Below are 20769 nucleotides of genomic sequence, written 5' to 3'. Positions count from 1 at the left end.
AAGTTGTTTATGCTTCTAAGCAAATTATAGCACATACTACACAGTAAATTTTTCTGCGATGACCGAAAGACTTGACGATACCGATTTAAAGATTTTAAGAATCCTACAGGAGAATGCAAAAATGACCACAAAAGAAATTGCAGATCAGCTACATCTAACCGCTTCTCCGGTTTATGAGCGCATTAAGCGATTAGAGCAAAAAGGCTATATAAAAAACTATGTCGCACTGCTCGACAAGAAAAAATTAAACCGCCCGGTTACGGCGATCTGCATGGTGTCTTTACGGTATCACAATGAAGGCTTTATTGAAACTTTTGAGCTTCAGATTAAAGAATTGGTCGAGGTTCAAGAGTGCTATCATATGGCCGGAAAAGTTGATTTTTTCCTTAAAATTCATTTGGAAAGTCTTGAAGAATATCACGAATTTGTGCGCACCAAACTTTCAAAAATTCAGAATATTGGGGTTTTAGAAAGCTACTTTGTGCTGAAAGAAATTTACAACACCACGACCATTGCTATTTAAGCCGGGTTTCATAGTCTGATGCACGCTTGAAACCTTCTATTTTTAAGTGAGCTTCGTCGAGTTCTACGATACTAAAGCTATTATTCTCCAGTCCTTCGTAGTCTACCATTCCTAACTGTGTGATGTAATGAATACCCTTAATGGTTTTAAATTCTTCTTTGTGCACATGCCCGTGAAAGCACGCGATCACTTTTTGAGAAGCTTCCATAAGTTCTTGTACTTCTTGATGATTGGTAACGTGAAATTTTGAACCCTCCTTATAAAATGGGTATAGCGGATGATGACAGAACACCAAGACCGGTTTTTGCGCTTGGGTCAATGTATTTTTAAACCATTCTAGCTCTTCCGGCGGAATATGAGCATCTTCCCAGTTGGCACCTTCAACATAAAAATGGTCCTTCCCGGCTGCATCATAATTTGCATCTAGCACTATACAAATAAACGCTGAAGTTTCAAATGAATAGTAACTTCTCGCCTGCTCCTGCCCTGCATTCTTTATATTTCTCAAAAATTCAGCTTTGCGAATGCTGTCTACATCGTGATTGCCTAAAGCGTGATATCCGTCTCCGTCAAAGCGTTGAAAAACCGTTTCAACCTCTTGCAAGTACTTCAAAGTTTCCTGCGGATTGGCTTCTGCTCCTTGATCTTTAAAATCCCCCAAATGAATTAAAAAGTCTAAGTCGGCCTCATTTAAAGCTTTGATCGCTTCATTCATTTTTGGCAAGGCATCGCGGTAAAAACGTGTACCGGCAGGATCCCGATCTGCATAGTGTGAATCTGTAATGATTCCAAAACGTAAAGGTTTTGCTACCTTCTTAGCGCTCCATAATACATTTGGCATTGTAAGAATTGTGGTTCCGCTGAGGGCGAAAAGTTTAAGAGAATTGCGACGGGTTAGGGTGGCTTGTTTCATAGATCACAAAATTAAACCTTACGCATGAGATCAAAACTGTTTCGATGTAGTTTAAAGATTTATTAAAGAGTTGAGCGGCGCTGGTAGATTTAGTATTCTTATGTATTGTTTAAAGGAAATTTACTGCTTTGAAAAAAATAACGCTTGCACTCCTTTGTTGTTTCAGTATAATGCTTTGTAAAGCTCAAGAGGATCAGTTGCAACTCCTAGATCTTCAACTAGCCAATTATGAATATCCTTATGAAGTTGCTACTATTCCAATAGAGGCTCAAAATCAAACGCTCGAGATGGCTTTTATGGATGTTAAACCGAAGAACTACAACGGTAAAAACATTATGCTCTTACACGGTAAAAACTTTAACGGTGCTTATTGGCAGACCACAATCGCTGCGTTAACCGCCGAAGGATTTCGTGTGATCGTCCCTGATCAAATAGGCTTCGGAAAATCTTCTAAGCCAGAGCATTTTCATTGCACCTTTCAACAGCTGGCCTTAAATACCAAAGCGGTTTTAGACAGTATAGGTGTTGAAAAAACTGCAGTTTTAGGACACTCTATGGGCGGAATGCTCGCCACCCGATTTGCTTTGATGTTTCCTGAAACTACTGAAAAATTGATCTTAGAAAATCCTATTGGGCTTGAAGATTGGAAATTAAAAGTGCCTTATAAACCTGTTACTTGGTGGTATGAAAACGAACTCAAGAAAGATTATGAATCGATCAAAAAATACCAATTAGAAAGCTACTATGATGGTAATTGGGATCCTGCATACGATGAATGGGTCAACCTTTTGGCAGGCTGGACGCTCAATTCTGATTATGAAACCATCGCTTGGAATGCCGCCCTTACCTACGATATGATTTTTACTCAGCCCGTGGTTTATGAATTTAAAAATATACAGTCTCCAACGCTGCTCATAATTGGAACTCGAGATCGTACCGCTTTAGGCAAGCCGTTAGTTAGTGATGAAGTTCGTGCCACTATGGGTCTTTACGATCAGTTAGGGAAGGCAACACAGGAGAAAATTCCAAATAGCGAATTGGTTGAAATTCCTAATACAGGACATCTTCCGCACATTGAGCGTTTTGAAAAATTTATTGCACCTTTGGTGTCCTTTTTAAGCAAATAAATGAGTTCAGACAAAGCCCCGCAAATCAATCTTAAACAAAGTTCTGATGAAGACCTCGTCAGAATTGTAACGGTTCAGGTTCATAAGTACGAACCGCATACCGTACAAGCGGCAGAAGCGGAAATCTCCCGACGTGGCATTGACAAAATGCGTATGGCGCATCTGGTTAAAAAAGTGGCTCAGGATAATACCGCTGTTCAGGAAATACAAGATTATATGAGTACGACCTGGACGCGTTTTGTGAATTTTTTAATTGATTTTATCGTATTTCTCCTGCTCGTACTCATTGGCAGCTTATCTCTAGATTCTGTTTTTGTTACTTCAAACAGTGACTTCTTACTCGCCGTAGGCTACGGAATGGTACTCTTGATTTTTTTATTATATCACGGCCTCACCGAATATTTCTTCCAAAAAACAGTGGGGAAATATATTACCAAAACCATTGTGGTCACTAAGGACGGTGAAAGGCCGGATGCCGGTACAATTGCATTACGCACGCTGTGCAGGTTAATTCCATTTGATCGCCTATCTTTTTTGATCACTAAAAACGGTTTTCACGATCGCTTTTCAAATACTCAGGTAGTAAAAGACCCCAGCTAGTAGCTGAGGCTTTTCATAAGGATATTTAGATTTTCCTATCCCATTTTTACGATCTCATCTAATTTACCTTTAAAAGCGGTCAAAGTCTTCGCTAGCTTTTCAATTTGTTCTTGAGCTTCTTCAAAATTCTTTTGTTCTATCGCTTCGCGCACGCCGGGTAGGGTTTTTACACCATAGCCGGTATAAAATCCAGGAGCATAGATTTGATGTTTAAACCAAGGACGTCTGGGTAATCCGCTTTCGCTCAATAAGGCTTTTTCAAGATCTTTCAATTTGGCATTTACCATCTTTTGCTTCAATGCACTTAAACTGGTGAAATCAGTTTTTGAAAAATCATGAACACTTGTCTTTACTGAAGCTAAAGCGTTTTGTAAAGGAGAAAAATCCAGATACGGAATATCTTTTTCAGCTTCCGGAGCTTTCAAATTATCTTTAGGATCTGCAGCAATAACATACGCATTTTCAGCGACCAATTGTTGCTGTTTTTCGGCCTGCTTACGCATCGCTTCGGTTGTTTCGGTAACCTCATCCATATATTCTGAAATGGTTTTGTACCACGCATTCATTTCAAAAGGAAGAATATCTGCGTTTGCCATACGCAATGTAATGTGCCCCGCGGTTTTAGCTAAAGTGATTCCGTAGTCAAATCCGGGGTCTTTAAAACGCGTATAATGACTATAGGTATCAAAAATCGTATGATACTCCCCTCCAGAACTTTCACCGCCAAAGCCCAGGTTAAGAGAAGGAATTCCCGTATGCTGAATGAATGGCGTATAATCTGATCCCGAGCCCAACGCTGAAAGTCTAAAATCAGTATCGCGATTAGCGACTTTTGCAGCTGCAGCGCGACGCTCCACAAGTGAAACCCCGGTTTGTGGATCTTCTATGCTACCGGCTATTTCCTTAACCATAGTTTCTAAGGTATGCGAACCACCTACTCCTAAAAATCCACGACCGTTTCCATCTGTATTGATATAAACTACCGCTTTATCTTTAAGCACTTCCTGATGATCTTCTACCCACTCTGTAGAACCGATCAAACCTGGTTCTTCAGCATCCCATGCACAATATACAATGGTGCGCTTTGGTTGTTGACCCGCCTTAGCTAATTCTCCCACTGCACGAGCTTCTTCCATTAAAGCTACCATCCCACTTACAGGGTCTGACGCACCGTGAACCCAAGCATCGTGATGATTACCTCGCATCACCCACTCCTCCGGATAAACAGCACCTTTAAGTTTTGCAATGACGTTATACGCCGGTTTTAACTGCCAGTCGAATTCTAGTTTTAAATGCACTTTGGCAGGACCGGGACCTATGTGATACGTAATTGGTAAACCTCCACGCCAATCAGAAGGTGCTACAGGTCCGTTTAAAGCCTCAAGAAAAGGCTGTGCATCTGCATAAGAAATAGGTAAAACCGGTATTTTAGTAATGGTAGGCGCCTCTTTACGATCTAAACGCTTGGCATTTTTTGTAGCTCCGTAACCTGGCGTTAACACATCTCCGGGATATAAAGGCATATCCATCACGCTTCCGCGTTGTACGCCGGTCTCAGGCTTAAACGCACCTTCAGGATACACATCGCCTTGCACATAACCATCATCAGCAGGATCAGAATAAATGATACAACCTATCGCCCCTTTTTCGGCGGCCAGCTTCGGTTTAATCCCACGCCACGAACCATAGTATTTAGCGATCACTATTTTACCTTTGACATCTATTCCTAATTTCTCTAGTTCTTCATAATCCTTTGGCACACCATAATTCACAAAAACCAATTCTGCAGTCACATCGCCATCAGTTGAAAAGGCATTGTAGCTGGGTAATAAGGCTTCTCCTTGTTGGGTATATTTATCTTCGGCAATAGGTTCTGGTGCCAAAGCGGCTTTAAAAGCAGTAGGTGCCGTAAGTTCTAAAAGCCGAAGTTTAGGATACGGGAATAACACCTGATATTCATCGATCTCCACATCGTAGCCCCAGGATTCAAATTGTTTTTTCATCCATTCGGCATTCTTTTTACCATACTCTGTTCCTACATAATGCGGTTCTGCTGCCATAAACTGCATCCACTCATCTAGATTTTCTTTTTTAAGCTTAGCATCAAACTGAGTCTCTAAAGCCAACTGATCTTGTGTGCTTTTAGTGGTAAATCCTTGAATAGTTTGCGCTAGCGCTATATGCGACCATACACAGAGCAATAACAATACGTACTGTTTTTTCATAAATAATGTTTGTATTAGTTTAGACTTCAGCCTTTAAGTTATGAAATAAGTAGCGCCCAATAACATCGTAGCTTTATACAAGAATTACTTTTATCAATTCGGAAATTATTGGAGTGATAATTGTTTAAATTGACAATAAAATAAATTGTTGCAACCCAAAAAATAGCGAGCGTGGTAAACAGATTTAGACTAATTTCGCCCGCCTTAAAAACAGAAACACTACATGCAAAAGAAAGTACTTATACAAGAATTACGCTTGCGCTTAACCGCCAAATTTAATCAGTTACAAGAGACTAAATCCGGTCTTATCGAATCGCGTGATAGTGATACTAAAAGCAGTGCCGGAGATAAATATGAAACCGGCGTTGAAATGATTCAGCAGGAATTAGAGCGTACGCAAGGACAGCTTGACCAGGTGGAAAAGCAGAAAGAATTTTTAAACCGAATCAGCCTCACTCCTAATGCCGTTGTGGGTGAAGGAAGTCTTGTGCTTACTGATAAAGCAAGCTATCTTATAGGAATTCCGTATGGCGAACTTAAATTAGAAACCGGCAATGTGTATTGTATCTCGAGTGCTTCTCCTATTGGTGAATTGCTCACCGGAACACAAAAGGACGAGGTGATCACTTTTAGAGAACAAAAGATAACCGTTAAAGAAATTCTTTAGGCAAACTACCTCAGGCTAGTTTTATATTCATTGTGAAACAAGCCTCAAAGTGCATACCATAGGCTACGCCTATAAAAAAATCCCGAAGCAGAACTTCGGGATTTTTTTATTTTAGATGCATTCAGCTTTTAGTGCTTAAAAAGCGGTCTGTGCCCCATCATTTCATTTACTTGGCCTGCGATTTCTTCAAGCTTCTCATCATCCTGATAGTTTACGATCGCAGCATCAATAAGTTCTACTACCTTTTTCATATCGTCTTCTACCAATCCGCGTGTGGTTACCGCAGCAACTCCAATACGCATTCCTGAAGTTACAAATGGCGAACGCGTATCAAACGGTACCATATTTTTATTAACGGTAATATCTGCTTTGCCTAAAGCTTCTTCAGCATCTTTACCGGAAATATCTTTATTTCTAAGGTCGATCAACATCATATGATTATCAGTTCCTCCTGAAATAATATCGTAACCTTTAGCTACAAATTCTGCAGCCATAACCGCAGCATTCTTCTTAACCTGAACCATATAATGTAAGAAATCATCAGTAAGCGCTTCACCAAAAGCAATTGCTTTTGCAGCGATGATATGCTCTAATGGTCCGCCTTGATTACCTGGGAAGATCCCGCTATCTAATAAAGAAGACATCATTCTCAGATTTCCATTCTTTAATTTAATCCCGAATGGATTCTCAAAATCTTTCCCCATCAAGATCAAACCTCCACGAGGTCCTCTTAAGGTTTTGTGGGTAGTGGTGGTAACAATATGACAATGTGGTACAGGATCACCAATAATTCCTTTGGCAATAAGACCTGCAGGATGTGCCATATCACATAACAAGATCGCTCCTACTTTATCTGCGATCTCACGAAAACGCTTATAATCGATCTCACGGCTATACGCAGAAGCTCCTGCGATGATCATCTTAGGCTGCTCCTTTACTGCAAGTTCTTCTATCTTATCGTAGTTCAATAATCCGGTTTCTTGGTCTACCCCATAAAACACAGGATTATATAAACGACCAGAAAAGTTTACCGGCGAACCGTGGGTCAAGTGACCTCCGTGTGCTAGATCAAAACCTAAAAAGGTTTCGCCAGGCTTCATACAAGCGTGAAATACCGCTGTATTTGCTTGTGATCCTGAGTGTGGTTGTACGTTGGCATATTCTGCCCCAAAGAGTTCTTTAGCGCGGTCAATAGCGATTTGTTCTACCACATCTACTACTTCACAACCTCCATAGTAGCGCTTTCCGGGATACCCTTCGGCGTATTTATTAGTAAGCACAGAGCCCGCCGCTTCCATCACTTGTTCGCTGACGAAGTTCTCTGATGCAATTAACTCTAAACCATTAAGTTGACGTTGTTTTTCTTCCTGAATAAGATCAAAGATTTCAGTATCCCGTTGCATGCTTTATAAAGTTTGTTAAATTAGGTGCAAAAGTAGTCATTAGAATTGGTTGGTACTATTTTAATTCTATATTTGAAATGAGCATTTACTAACATTTTATCAAGAATTTATGCCTTCCAAAGCAAACGACCCTAAACGTAAAACCTGGTTAGAGACCCCTACGCATACTGATTTTCCTATTCAAAATATTCCTTTTGGCGTATTTCTTACCCGTGATGATATCATTACCATTGGTACCCGAATTGGAGATTATGCAATTGACTTGGGTGCGCTGCATCAACTGGGCTACTTTGAAGGAATCCCGCTTACCGATGATATCTTCCTACAAGATACCTTGAACGATTTTATTGCTGACGGGCGCAAAACCTGGCGTGCCGTGCGCAATCGGATTTCTCATATTTTTGAGGAAAGCAATGCTGATTTACGCGATAATGAAGAACACCGGGATATCGTAATTTTTGAATTGAATGAAGTAGAGATGCAACTTCCTGTTCAGATTGGGGATTATACTGATTTTTACAGCAGTAAAGAACACGCTACCAATGTGGGTAAAATCTTTCGCGGTGGCGAAAATGCGTTAATGCCTAATTGGATGCATATGCCGGTTGCCTATCACGGAAGAAGCAGCTCGATCATTCCTTCTGGAATACCCGTGCACAGACCCCAGGGGCAAAAGCTCCCTAACGGAGCGACTAAACCTATATTTGGTCCGTCGCGCCAGTTGGATTTTGAATTGGAGATGGCATTTATAACCACCGATGCTAATGAGTTAGGCCAACCAATTCCTGCAGATCAGGCTGAAGAATACATCTTTGGGATGGTCTTATTTAATGACTGGAGTGCGCGCGACATTCAGCGTTGGGAATATGTGCCTCTTGGGCCCTTTTTAGGAAAAAACTTTGCTTCGTCTGTTTCTCCTTGGATCGTGACTCTTGACGCTTTAGAACCCTTTAGAACCACAAGCCCGAAGCCCGAAGAAGAACTGCTTCCTTATTTGAATTATTCAGGTAAAAAGACTTTTGATATCAATCTTCAGGTGAGCATCAAACCCGAAGACAAAGCGGAAACCATCGTGAGTAAATCTAATTTCAAATATCTTTATTGGAATATGAGTCAGCAATTGGCGCATCACACCATCAATGGTTGCCCGGTAAATAGCGGAGATATGATGGGCAGCGGTACCATTTCTGGACCTACTCCCGATTCTTACGGCTCAATGCTTGAACTCAGCTGGAAAGGTTCAAAACCGGTAAAACTTACCGAAGGTGGCGACCGAAAATATATTGAAGATAATGATACCGTGATCGTGCGTGGGCACTGTGAGAAATCCGGTGCAGCCCGCATTGGCTTTGGAGAAGTAACCACAAAGATCCTTCCTGTGTTTAAACACAAGAAAAAATAATATCAAAACATACTTATTTAAAAACGTGCTAAATCCTTAAATATTTAGCGCGTTTTTAAATTGTAGACACGTACCTTTACACCAGAAAATGGGGTGCTTGCTCTAATGATGCAGGCTGAGATGATACCCAGAGGCTTTACCTCACACCTGATCCGGTTAGTACCGGCGTAGGGATTTTAAACGACACCACGCGTGTGCTTCTGCCTATAGGGCTCATCTCCTCATTCAACACATTTTTAACTGATCACAATGGAGGAGTTTTTTATGGATTTTGTTTGGCTGCAATGGATTGGGACCGCCTTTGGCGTTACTCAGGTCCTGCTCGCTCGCAAAAACAACGTCAACAACTATATTTTTGGAATCATAGGTATTCTCATCGGTATTTGGGTACTCTATCACTCGAAGCTGTATGCAGATATTTTGCTGCATCTCTATTATCTGGTAATGAGTATTTATGGATACCTGTATTGGAAATTTGGCAAAGAAAAGCAAGAAGCACCAATCGCCTATTCTAAACGTGATGAACACCTCAAAGCCGGCGGTATTGTCTTGGGCTGTTTTGTGTTGATGAGCTACTGGCTCACACAACATACAGATTCTGATGTGCCGTATCTGGATGCCGTAGTTAGCGCCTTTGCCTGGGCAGGAATGTGGTTGATGGCCAAACGTAAGATCGAGAATTGGGTGTACCTCAACATCAGCAATATCATTTCGATCCCATTATTGATCTACAAAGAATTGTACATCTACGCCGGTCTCACGGTATTTCTCTTTATCGTTGGTACTTCGGGCTATTTAAAATGGCGTAAACTCATCAAACAAAATCATTCGCATGCAGCATTGGCACGATCTTAAAACCTGTAACGGTCATCAAAAAGTTTTTGATGCGGAAACGCTAAAAGCTATCGCAACTGCAAAACTTTGGAATATTTGGGTGCCAAAAACACACGGCGGACTAGAATTAGGTCTTACCGAAGGTTTACGCACACTTCAACAGCTCGCAAGCATTGACGGAAGCTTAGGTTGGACGGTTACGCTGTGTAGCGGTGCTAATTATTTTATAGGAAATCTACAACCGGAAACAGCAGCAGAACTCTTCAACCCTAATGATGTTACTGTTTTGGGAGGAAGCGGCGGACTCTTTGGCTTCGCCGAAAAAAAGGGAGATTCGTACCTCCTCAACGGAACCTGGAACTATGCTACCGGAGCACCTTACCTTACGCACTTCACATTAAATGCAAAGATCATTGAAGACGGAATAGAATTAACAGATGACGATGGCGCTCCCGTTTTCAGATCTTTTGTTATTCCGTGCGAAGCGGTGTGCATTATAGACGATTGGCATACGATGGGTTTAAAGGCGACGGCTACACAATCTTTTGCGGTAACGGATTATCTGGTGGATAAAGATTATAGTTTTATCTACAATCGATTTTATCTGCCTCAAGATATTTTTAAGATCAACTTCAGGGTTTTTGCAGATCTTACACTTTGGATAAATTATATTGGGATGGTGCAACATTACTTGGCGGAAGCCTCAAAACTTCTAGACGAAAAAACACTAGAAGATCCGCATAAAACCACTACCGAAGCAGAAGATTTACTTTATAAATATGCAAATGAAGTCGAAGCGGCAACGGCTGACAATACTTCGTTTTCAGATGTTCAAATCGAAGCATTACATACGGCAGCGGCAGCTTCGGTTAAACGGCTATCTAAAATACTGATGGAGTTGCACCCGCTTTTGGGAATTAAAGCGGCACGTGTGGAGCATCCGCTCAATCAAATTTTCCGGGATTATTTTACAGCCACTCAGCATCATATTTTTACTCGATAAAACGAATTATACAGCATAAAAAAGGAACCACGTTGGTTCCTTTTTTATTAATTTATTTAAATGATCGTTAGGTCATTACCATTTTATTATAGCACTCGCCCAGGTAAATCCGCTTCCAAAGGCAGCCAAGACTACCGTATCGCCTTCTTTGATCTTACCTTCCTCCCAAGCTTCGGTTAACGCAATAGGTATAGACGCCGCAGTGGTATTTCCATATTTCTGAATATTGTTAAATACCTGATTGTCCTTCAGCTTGAATTGTTTTTGCACAAACTGCGAAATACGCAAATTAGCCTGATGCGGAATCAACATATCAATATCTTCTGCTGTGAGTTTGTTTTGCTGTAAACCTTCGTTGATCACTTCTGCAAAACGCACCACAGCATTTTTAAATACAAACTGTCCGTTCATATATGGATAATAGGGTATATCCTCTTGCGGATCTTTCTCGATCAACTCAGGTACCCACTCCATCGTACTAGGTCCTTTAAGTGAAAGCTCTAGCGCGTGCGCTCCCTCACTATGCAAATGCGTAGATAAAATACCTTTGTTATTATCTTCTTCTCGAGTGAGCACAGCAGCTCCTGCCCCATCACCAAAGATCACCGAAACACTACGCCCGCGTGTGGTCATATCTAAACCACCACTATGATTTTCAGAGCCTATCACGAGAATGTTTTTATACATTCCGGTTTTGATAAATTGATCTGCCGTAGAAAGCGCGTAAACAAAACCGCTACATTGGTTACGAACGTCGAGCGCCGGCACCGTACGCATCTCAAGCATTTCTTGAACCTGCACGCCGCAGCCCGGAAAATAATAATCTGGACTAAGCGTCGCAAAAACGATCATATCAATATCTTGAGCCGTCATCTTCGCTCGCTCTAATGCGATTTTTGCAGCTTTCACACCCATTACCGCAGTCGTGTTGCCGTCCCCTTCTTTTATATGACGACGTTCTTTAATACCGGTACGCTCCTGAATCCACGCATCATTAGTATCCATCATCTTTGAAAGGTCATCATTGGTGACTACATTTTCGGGAACATAAGCGCCCATTCCGGCAATTCGAGAATTATACATAGTTTATTAAAATCTAGTTGAAATAAGAATCTGTAAAATTACAGAGGTTATATGGGTGGTAATATAGTATTTCTTCAATTTGTAGCGTGTTAGTGATTTCCTATTTAGCTATGCACGCATAGCAATAGCGTGGCATTAAGAATATTTTTTAAGTATTTTTAAAACAGTTAAAAAGCCACTTTTTGTCTAACACGTAGACGCTAAGCCATTTAAATCAACAAACACAAATAACTATGAAAAAACTCAACCTGCTGAGCTTGTTTTTACTGCTTACTGCTTCGGTAGTCGCACAGGTAAATCTGGATTACCAAAAACCACCTCAGGAAATTCTAGACCTTGTAGATGTACCGCGTGCTCCCTGGGTATTGATGAATACAGAAGGTGACACGATGCTCTTAATGTATCGCGACAGCTATAAAACCATCGCCGAACTTTCTGAAGAAGAGCTACGCCTTGGCGGACTGCGTATCAATCCTAAAACGAATATAGGTAGCCGTACTACGTTTTACAACGACATCAAAATCAAAGGTATTGAGGAAACCGAAGCCGGCACCATCAGCGGACTTCCTGAAGATGCTAAACTCAGTAATTTTAACTGGTCTCCAGATGAAAGTAAAATGGCGTTTACTAACACCATTGAAGACGGAGTACAAGTTTGGGTTCTTGACCTGAAAACAGCAACTGCAAAACGCGTAACCGAAGCTTTTGTGAATGCTAATATGGGGAATCCTATCAGCTGGTTTAAAGATGGGGAGAGCCTGCTGGTTAATATGCTTCCGGCGACGCGTAAAGAGCTTGTGAACACCGCAGAGGCAGTCCCAACCGGACCAACGATCTCTACAAGTGACGGTTCTAAGGCGCAAAACCGCACCTATCAGGATCTTCTTCAAAATCCTAACGATGTATTCAACTTTGAGCAACTGGCGACTTCTGCTCTCGTAAAAGTAAATCTAGATGGAACTTCTACCTTATGGAAAGACGCAGCGATGTATAGCGATGTTTCGTTCTCGCCTGATGGCAACTACATTATGACAAGTACCATCCACAAACCCTTCTCGTACATCGTTCCTTATTATCGTTTTCCCGAAACCGTAACGGTTTATCAGCAAGATGGTACTGAGGTAAAAGTAGTTAATGAAACCCCTCTTCTTGAAGAATTACCACAAGGGTTTATGGCTACACAAACCGGTAAAAGACGCATTTCTTGGCGGGCCGATCAACCGGCAACATTATACTGGGTAGAAGCCTTAGATCAAGGAGATCCTGAGCTTGAAGTTGAATATAGAGATCAGGTTTTTATGCAAAAAGCACCCTTTAGTGCGGCTCCGCAAAAAGTGATCAAGACGATCAACCGATACAGCGGAATCTTATGGGGTGATGCCAATACAGCTATTGCATACGATCGCTGGTGGAATACCCGAAACACTAAAACCTATGTTTTTAATCCTTCGGATGGAAGCAATATGGGCGAAGTCATTTCTGACCGAAGCTATCAAGATGTGTATAGCGACCCCGGAAATTTTGTAACCCACGATAACGAATATGGGCGTTCGGTACTGACTTTAGTAAACGGTAATGCCTATTTAATGGGAGACGGATTCAGCGATAAAGGCCAGTTTCCATTTATTGATAAAATGAATTTAAAAACCCAGGAAACCGAACGTATATACGAATCTGAATACACCGATAAGTTAGAAAGTCTTCAAAAAGCTTTAGATATTGAAGCCGGTAAAATCTTGGTTCGCATAGAAGCGCCAACAGAATATCCTAACTATTACATCAGAGATCTCAACGATAACTCGTTAGATCAAATCACGCGTTTTGAAAATCCGTTTAAAAGTATTCAAGATGTGCATAAAGAAGTGATCACCTATAAGCGAGAAGATGGACTTGAACTTTCTGGAACTTTATACCTTCCGGTAGGTTATGATATGAACAAAAAAGAAAAGAAACCTATGTTGCTTTGGGCTTATCCTCGCGAGTATAAAGACAAAAGCAGTGCAGCCCAAACAACCACAAACCCTAACGAATTCACCTATCCTTATTATGGTTCTATGGTGTATTGGGTAACCCGAGGTTATGTGGTGCTTGATGATGCGGCATTCCCAATCGTAGGAGAAGGTGACGAAGAACCTAATGATACCTTTAGAAGTCAGCTAGTTGCTAATGCCAAAGCTGCAATTGATGCTGTAGATGACTTAGGATATATTGACCGTGATCGCGTAGCAGTAGGTGGCCACAGCTACGGAGCTTTTATGACAGCCAACCTGTTAAGTCACTCTAACTTATTTGCCGCCGGAATCGCCCGAAGCGGTGCGTATAACCGTACGCTAACGCCGTTTGGCTTTCAGTCTGAAGAGCGTAATTATTGGGAAGCTCCAGAGATTTATTATGAAATGAGTCCGTTTATGCACGCTGACAAGATGAAAACTCCGCTCTTACTCATTCACGGAGTTGCAGATAATAACAGTGGTACATATCCGCTTCAAAGCGAGCGCTACTTCAATGCACTAAAAGGTTTAGGCGCCACGGCACGATTAGTGATGCTACCTAAAGAAAGTCACGGTTATGCTGCCAAAGAATCTATCTTACATATGCTTTGGGAACAAGACCAGTGGCTTGAAAAGTATGTGAAGAATCGTGACGTACAAGAGATCAAAAAACAAAAAGAAGTAAAACAATAATGCAGTAAGTAGTCGCAGTGAGCAGCGTAAATGTGTACGCCGATTCACGTCTGCTCACTGCGACTAAACACTGAACCTATGTATTTTAAACTACGTATTCCCGAACCTTGTCACGAAGACTGGTCACAAATGACTCTAAGTGAGCAGGGACGCTTTTGTAGCAGTTGCGAAAAAGAAGTTATTGATTTTACACAGCTGACGCGTAAGCAAATTGCAGATAAAGTGCAGAGTGGCGGTCAACTTTGCGGGCGCTACCGCAAAGATCAGTTAGATACCACCTATTTCATTCCTGAGGAAAAATCTCCTTTTAAGCATTTAGGTATTGCTGCAGCGTTTACTTCGTTGCTGGCTTTATGTGAACCAGTGCTGGGGCAAGAGAATAATTCTAAGTCCAATACGGAGCTAATCACACAAGAAAATCAAATCACGACTGTTGACACGATAAACAATTATATATTTTCTGGAATTATACTTGCTGAAGACAGCCTGCCGCTTCCTGGTGCTAATATCCATTTAAAAGATTCTTCAATTGGTGCTATAGCAGACTTTGATGGACATTTTAGTATTTCCATTCCATCAGAGTACTTTAAGGAATCTAGAAAATTATTAATTACGTTTTTAGGATACGAAGATAAAGAGGTGCTACTTTCAGCAAATATGCCTAAAATGAATATTATACTTAAGGAAGACCCCTCAATGATGGAGCTTGGGGTTGTAGTTGTTGGTCAAACTATCGAGGTAAAGAAAACTAAAAAACCCCGATCTAAACATCAATAAGTAGTTTTGATATTCTGCATTACAAGTATTCAAAACTGAACATCAAACCTCTATACTTAAGCTGCATTCAAAACTATGCGTGCATAACAAGTGTCTATCACAAATAGGGTGCATACCGTTTAAAACAGCTACCTTTACGCCTATGCGAGAACCAGACAAGCTCGCACCCCTAAACATGTTTTAATTTTTGAACACACACGATGAATTTAAATGATATACGTCTTGAAGTGATGCAAACCATAGGAAAGTCTATGGACGAGCTCATTGGCAAATATTTGAAGTCGGTTGAAGAAAACTGGCAACCTACCGATATGCTTCCAGACGCGACAAATCCTGAGTTTATAGAAGATGTAAGAGAGATTCAAGAGCTCTGCCGCGAGATGGATTATGATCTGTTTACGGTTTTAGTAGGTGATACGATTACAGAGGAAGCTTTACCCACCTACGAGTCTTGGTTAATGAGCGTACAAGGTGTTGATCAGGTAAACGGCAACGGCTGGTCTAAATGGGTGCGCGCCTGGACCGCAGAAGAAAACCGTCACGGTGACCTGCTTAATAAATATCTATACCTGTCAGGACGCGTAAATATGCGCGAGATGGAAGTTAGTACGCAGTACCTCATTAGCGATGGTTTTGATATTGGTACCGGTATGGATCCTTATAAAAACTTTGTATACACCAGTTTTCAGGAATTGGCAACTAACGTGTCGCACCGCCGTGTAGCATCGTTTTCGCGTAAAGCAGGCAACAAACAGCTGGCCAAAATATGTAATACGATTGCTAAAGACGAAGCGAGGCACGCTTCGGCATATATGGATTTTGTACGCCGAATTTTTGAGCTAGATCCTAGTGAAATGATGATGGCCTTTGAAGCCATGATGAAAAATAAGATCGTAATGCCTGCGATGTTCTTACGCGAGAGCGGTCAGCAAATTGGCGAACTGTGGGAACATTTTTCTGATGCTGCACAGCGTTCTATGGTGTACACCACTCAGGACTACATCACGATCCTAAAATCTTTAATTGCAGATTGGAAAATCAATGATATAAAAGGTCTTAATGACAAAGGGGAACGCGCTCGCGATTACCTGATGAATTTACCTGATCGTCTGGAACGTATTTCGCAGCGTATTGTAGTACCTAAACGTGATCATACGTTTAAATGGATCGCTACCTAGTTCTTTACTTTTATTTTATAAAAAATCCCCGATAAGAAACTTATCGGGGATTTTTTATACGATTTGGTAAGTATAAAATCAGATTTTAATAATCATTTTACCTTTGTTCTTTCCATCAAAAAGATCTAGAAATGCTTGAGGAATATTTTCAAAACCTTCTACAATTGTTTCTGTATACACTAGCTTTTCCTGTTTTAGCCATTCTGCTAATTGAGCGATAGCTTCTTCAAATTTTGAAGCATAATTAGATACAATAAACCCTTGCATTAGCGCACTATTTTTTATTAAAAAAGGTTGAACACTTAAGCTTTTAGGAATAGTGGTCTCATTATAAACTGCGATCGCACCACAGTTGATGATGCGTGCATATTTATTAATGTGATATAAAACAGCATCTGAAATCTCTCCTCCTACGTTATCAAAATAAATATCAACTCCTTCAGGGCAGTGTTCTATTATTGCAGCAGTTAGATCATCTGTTGTTTTGTAATTAATACCTGCATCAAAATTAAAATTTTGTTTAAGCATATTAATTTTTTCGTCACTTCCTGCAATCCCCACAACCCGCAGGCCTAAAAGTTTACCTATTTGGCCTACTATACTTCCAACAGCTCCGGCTGCTCCTGAAACTAGAAGGGTTTCATTTTCTTTTGGTTTTCCTATTTCGGTAAGACCAGTATATGCAGTAAGGCCGGTCATTCCTAAAATTCCCAAATAAGCAGACAAAGGCGCCTTCGACGCATCTACTTTATGTAAATCTTCAGTTGTTATTACTTGTAAGGTTTTCCAAGGCATTACTTTAGAAACATAATCCCCTGCTTTATAATCTGGATGTTTTGATTCAATAACCTCTGCGATAATACCAGATGTTAAAGGTTTTCCAACTTCAAATGGTGGGACATATGATTTCGTATCGTTCATACGTCCTCTCAAGTACGGATCTACCGATACATACTTTGATTTCACAAGTAATTCTCCCTCTTGAGGGTCTCCAACAGATTGTTCTTCAAATTTAAAGTTTCCTAGATTAGGAGTTCCTTCAGGTCGATTATTCAATAAAATTGTTTGTCCCATATTTTTTTCTTTAAAATTACAAGACGGCAAACAGTTAAAATGTGAAATATTCTTTTTAATACTTATTTAACTATCTATTGAAGAATAAAAATTAGGTAAGTCGTAGCTCCATCTTTTAGCGATAGTACTTTACAAGACGACCTCGTTTTATCGATTATTTAAAAGATAATACAAGTTTAAAATCTGAGTTCATAGCCAACATTATAAGATATTTGCCTTTGAAAGATATGAGCTTTGCTATCAGACGTTTTAAAAAAAACATAACTTTAAAAAGAGACTACGATACCAAAATTATTACAAAGGGGCTTGGTATTAATCACAGCGTATTTTCCATGCTTTAGCGTGTGGTAAATTTTTACTCGGAATATGAAACGTAAAACTACTGTAGGCTGCAATGGAATCTTTGAGCAGCGTCAAAATCTCTTCTTTTAGATAACCAATTTTTTGAAGCATTGCACCGGTAAGTGCGCGGGTGCGTGCATTATAATTCAAAGCAAGTTTAGCAATAGTCTTATGCTCCGGGCTGCTCAACGCTGTAAGTCGTTTGGTCATATGATAACACAATTCTTCTGGTGTTGCACTGTTAGTGCTATGTACTGCCCGTAAAACATCAAGAATTTGAAAATAAGGAATGTGCGCTGCAATTATGGGATTATTTTGTTTTACAAAACATATTTTGAACGCACCTCGCTTTATGGGATTACGCTTTTCTGCCAGCCCCACTTCTAATTGTGTAGCTTTAACAGCATCAAAATCAAAGTTTGCAAATACCGAAGCACCTGAAAGATAACCCACTTGTTGTTCGCCATCATAAAGCAAATCCTTTACCACCTCATAGGGTTTTAAAAGCTGCTCCCCTTCTGCAAGAATTTCGGGCTTATAGAATTTATCTTTAGCCAGTTTGCTTATCGTTCCGCGTTTTGCAAGGGTATTCAAAAAGTGCTCAACAGAATTTTCGTTTTCTGTAAATTTCTTAAAATCGTTATGGGTAAATACGTAGCCTTCTGGTAATTCTTCTATCTGTTCTTCGAGATGCGCAATCGTTTTCATGAAATTCTTATTTGATTGATCTATATATAAGAGACCTTCAAATAGATCAAGTGTTACGGTAGGTATGGCGCTTCAACTCATTTTAACGTTAATGCGCAATCTACACGTAGGGTTTATTTATGTTGGACATAAAAAAACGAGGAACGTTTAATCAAGCATACCGTTAAAATTGTGTTCTTGCATCGCACACCTTATAAAACTAAAGATTGAAGTCTAGAAGTTCTTTAAGCCAATTTTAAAGCCGAATTTTAAAAATGCATAGGCTCGCAGGGTTTGGCAGGCTTATGCATTGATGTGCATATAACAGCAGGGTCTTTCGGAAAAACAAGGGGTTTCCTTCGGTATTCGTTCGGTATTGGTTCGGTATTGGTTCGGTACTGCCTCGGGTTAAAAAGGATTAAAAAACAGCGGAGCTGGTACAGAATACTACACCTGTTTTTAAAAAATACACGCTTTACCGAAGGAAAAACGAAGCAAACTGCCAAGAGATCAAAGTAAGTAATACGGGTCTGCGCGTTATTTAGGCGTTCTACAACACTACTTAAAAGTGTTGATATTCCTTAAATCTAATGGGATATGTATATATTTAGTGTTGATATGATGAGTTAGCAAACATATGAGAAACGAAAAGTTTAACATATTAATATTAATTTTTGCAACCCTAATTTTTGGTTGTGAAAAAAAGGTTGAACCAAAAAAATCTGAATTTAAAGTTGCTCAAGATTACTCTGAATTTACAACTCAAATGGAAAATAATGATACTCTGAATATCGGAGTTGTTTTATCTATGTGTATGTGGAGTGAATATGACCAATTACAACTCACAAAAACCAATGATAGTGTGTTTCTTCAATTAAGAGAAAAACGGGTAATGGAGGACGAACCTGTTCATTTTAATAAAGTTCTTTATGAATTAAAAAATGACACGTTGAACTTAGAAAAAATGATGACTGATTTTGATATTAATTATCAAGAAGAAATAAGCAGTCCATTTTTTATCATAATTAACCCAAAAGAAAAAGACACAATTCTATTGAGAACAACTGGACTTGGGAATCGTGGAATTAATATTGAGCGTTATCAACGAATAATGACTGAATTATATCCAAAAGAGATGGCAAAATATCGAGAAGAATATTTTACACCGCCACCACCAAGTGGAATTGATGTCAAAGAAACTGAAATGGAATGAAAATACGTTTGGTAACAAAGTATAACCGCAATTACGGCGGATTCGACTACGTCCGAATCCACTCGGCATTGCTAACGTCAGTTCTAAATCGAAAAACAAAGTAAATAAAACCGATAACTGAAGCTTACACAAAACCGTTGTACCTAATTTAAGAAATGAGCAAATTCCTATTCATATTTTCACTTTCCATTACCCTAATTGGATATTCCCAAAATCAAGAATCTGAACCAACTTTTTATTCAGAAATTTCGGAAAAGGTTGCATCGAAAGCAGATTACAAAGTGAAATTTGGAAGTCCTTCAGAGATAGTTGTTAATGACACAATTTTTATGGCAAATTCCGAAACTTGGATTGAAAAAAACATTTACACCATCAAATCTGATTTTGAAATGCTTGTTAAAAAATATCGAGATAATGAATTCATTGCTGACGAAATAATTAAACTGGATTCCTATAAACGTATTTTGAATTATGAAGGGAACTTAAAATATGAAGGGGGAAAATGGTATATTACTAAAGTCAATTATCAATATCTCAAAGGGAAGAAGATAAAAGAAAAATTAAACGATTCGGGAAAAACTTATATGAGATATACTGTGACATACGATAGTATAAATAATCCAACTTTAATTGAGCATACAATCGTTGGACCTAATAAAACCAGAATTCAAAATATCAATTATGATTATTCAAATAGTCATTTCATTTTAATGGATTTTAATTACCAAGGGAGACTAGAAGAAGAAATTAAAGGAAATATTAATTCAGACTATATCCTTGAGAAAAATGAAAACGGAGATATCACTAAAATGTTTTGGATTTTAACGGACAAAACAGAACCATTTATTCACGAAATGAACTATGAATATGACGAAAAAGGGAATTGGATAAAATTAGTCAAAAACGTTATTAGTCCTGATGGAACAATAGAACCGTATCACAGAACTTATAGAGAAATCAAATATAAAAACTAAGTAAAATAATGGCTATAAGTAACAGCTTGGTCTCACCTACTCGCAAAATTCTGCGCATTC

18 protein-coding genes are annotated in these 20769 nt (G+C 39.6%); 12 read left to right on the top strand and 6 right to left on the bottom strand.

The genetic code is table 11. The features are described from left to right. Positions 1–58 precede the first annotated feature (58 nt). Positions 59–523, top strand: coding sequence for an Lrp/AsnC family transcriptional regulator (locus tag LDL79_RS13605; protein ID WP_072979722.1), 465 nt, complete (start codon positions 59–61; stop codon positions 521–523). Here the strand turns inward: LDL79_RS13605 and LDL79_RS13600 are convergent. Next, positions 516–1436: a metallophosphoesterase gene (locus tag LDL79_RS13600; RefSeq protein ID WP_225598094.1), complete on the bottom strand. Its 921-nt coding sequence runs from the start codon at positions 1434–1436 to the stop codon at positions 516–518. The genes LDL79_RS13605 and LDL79_RS13600 overlap by 8 nt on opposite strands. 170 nt (positions 1437–1606) lie before the next feature. On the opposite strand from LDL79_RS13600, the gene LDL79_RS13595 reads away from it, so the two are divergent. Together LDL79_RS13595 and LDL79_RS13590 are read left to right on the top strand one after the other, a co-directional pair. Beyond that, the gene (locus tag LDL79_RS13595) at positions 1607–2563 is read left to right on the top strand and encodes an alpha/beta fold hydrolase (RefSeq protein WP_225599979.1); all 957 of its coding nucleotides are present in this window, start codon (positions 1607–1609) and stop codon (positions 2561–2563) included. Continuing rightward, entirely contained in the window at positions 2564–3163 is a 600-nt protein-coding gene (locus tag LDL79_RS13590; protein WP_225598093.1) for an RDD family protein, read from the top strand. It begins immediately after the preceding gene. Between the two features lie 35 nt (positions 3164–3198). Here LDL79_RS13590 and LDL79_RS13585 read toward each other — a convergent pair whose 3' ends face one another. After that, the gene (locus LDL79_RS13585; RefSeq protein WP_225598092.1) at positions 3199–5388 is read right to left on the bottom strand and encodes a transferrin receptor-like dimerization domain-containing protein; all 2190 of its coding nucleotides are present in this window, start codon (positions 5386–5388) and stop codon (positions 3199–3201) included. A 223-nt stretch (positions 5389–5611) separates the two neighbouring features. On the opposite strand from LDL79_RS13585, the gene LDL79_RS13580 reads away from it, so the two are divergent. Next, positions 5612–6055 carry a 3-oxoacyl-ACP synthase gene (locus LDL79_RS13580; protein WP_225598091.1) on the top strand — a complete coding sequence of 148 codons (444 nt, stop codon included), beginning with the start codon at positions 5612–5614 and terminating at the stop codon, positions 6053–6055. A 128-nt stretch (positions 6056–6183) separates the two neighbouring features. On the opposite strand, the gene glyA is transcribed toward LDL79_RS13580, so the two are convergent. Beyond that, a complete protein-coding gene (gene glyA, locus LDL79_RS13575) occupies positions 6184–7458 on the bottom strand; it encodes a serine hydroxymethyltransferase (RefSeq protein WP_072979732.1) in 1275 nt (424 codons plus the stop codon). 109 nt (positions 7459–7567) lie between these two features. Here glyA and fahA point away from each other — a divergent pair, with 109 nt between their 5' ends. The 3 genes from fahA to LDL79_RS13560 all read left to right on the top strand — a co-directional run bounded on the left by fahA (position 7568) and on the right by LDL79_RS13560 (position 10697). Further along, positions 7568–8860 (top strand): fumarylacetoacetase, encoded by a 1293-nt coding sequence (gene fahA / locus LDL79_RS13570; RefSeq protein ID WP_225598090.1) that lies wholly within the window; start codon positions 7568–7570, stop codon positions 8858–8860. A 249-nt stretch (positions 8861–9109) separates the two neighbouring features. After that, positions 9110–9715, top strand: a complete 606-nt coding sequence (gene pnuC / locus LDL79_RS13565; protein WP_225598089.1) for a nicotinamide riboside transporter PnuC — start codon at positions 9110–9112, stop codon at positions 9713–9715. Beyond that, positions 9693–10697: an acyl-CoA dehydrogenase family protein gene (locus tag LDL79_RS13560; RefSeq protein ID WP_225598088.1), complete on the top strand. Its 1005-nt coding sequence runs from the start codon at positions 9693–9695 to the stop codon at positions 10695–10697. The genes pnuC and LDL79_RS13560 overlap by 23 nt, the downstream gene beginning before the upstream one ends. Before the next feature lie 75 nt (positions 10698–10772). Here LDL79_RS13560 and LDL79_RS13555 read toward each other — a convergent pair whose 3' ends face one another. After that, entirely contained in the window at positions 10773–11780 is a 1008-nt protein-coding gene (locus tag LDL79_RS13555) for a 3-oxoacyl-ACP synthase III family protein (RefSeq protein ID WP_225598087.1), read from the bottom strand. A 233-nt stretch (positions 11781–12013) separates the two neighbouring features. On the opposite strand from LDL79_RS13555, the gene LDL79_RS13550 reads away from it, so the two are divergent. The 3 genes from LDL79_RS13550 (at position 12014) to LDL79_RS13540 (ending at position 16419) form a co-directional block, all read left to right on the top strand. Beyond that, complete coding sequence (locus tag LDL79_RS13550; RefSeq protein WP_225598086.1) at positions 12014–14464, top strand: S9 family peptidase; 2451 nt, start codon at positions 12014–12016, stop codon at positions 14462–14464. A 78-nt stretch (positions 14465–14542) separates the two neighbouring features. Further along, positions 14543–15241: a carboxypeptidase-like regulatory domain-containing protein gene (locus LDL79_RS13545; RefSeq protein WP_225598085.1), complete on the top strand. Its 699-nt coding sequence runs from the start codon at positions 14543–14545 to the stop codon at positions 15239–15241. A 200-nt stretch (positions 15242–15441) separates the two neighbouring features. Beyond that, entirely contained in the window at positions 15442–16419 is a 978-nt protein-coding gene (locus tag LDL79_RS13540) for an acyl-ACP desaturase (RefSeq protein ID WP_225598084.1), read from the top strand. Positions 16420–16497: 78 nt separating this feature from the next. Here the strand turns inward: LDL79_RS13540 and LDL79_RS13535 are convergent, their stop codons facing one another. Together LDL79_RS13535 and LDL79_RS13530 are read right to left on the bottom strand one after the other, a co-directional pair. Beyond that, complete coding sequence (locus LDL79_RS13535; protein ID WP_225598083.1) at positions 16498–17493, bottom strand: NADP-dependent oxidoreductase; 996 nt, start codon at positions 17491–17493, stop codon at positions 16498–16500. 312 nt (positions 17494–17805) lie between these two features. Then, a complete protein-coding gene (locus LDL79_RS13530; RefSeq protein WP_225598082.1) occupies positions 17806–18543 on the bottom strand; it encodes a hypothetical protein in 738 nt (245 codons plus the stop codon). 616 nt (positions 18544–19159) lie between these two features. On the opposite strand from LDL79_RS13530, the gene LDL79_RS13525 reads away from it, so the two are divergent. Both LDL79_RS13525 and LDL79_RS13520 read left to right on the top strand, forming a co-directional pair. Then, positions 19160–19735, top strand: coding sequence for a hypothetical protein (locus LDL79_RS13525; protein ID WP_225598081.1), 576 nt, complete (start codon positions 19160–19162; stop codon positions 19733–19735). Between the two features lie 155 nt (positions 19736–19890). Then, entirely contained in the window at positions 19891–20709 is an 819-nt protein-coding gene (locus tag LDL79_RS13520) for a hypothetical protein (protein WP_225598080.1), read from the top strand. The last annotated feature ends 60 nt before the right edge of the window (positions 20710–20769 follow it).

This window comes from Leeuwenhoekiella palythoae (assembly GCF_020310025.1).
Taxonomy (GTDB): domain Bacteria; phylum Bacteroidota; class Bacteroidia; order Flavobacteriales; family Flavobacteriaceae; genus Leeuwenhoekiella; species Leeuwenhoekiella palythoae.
Note: the sequence above shows the minus strand (reverse complement) of the source record. Positions and strands in the feature narration are given on the sequence as shown.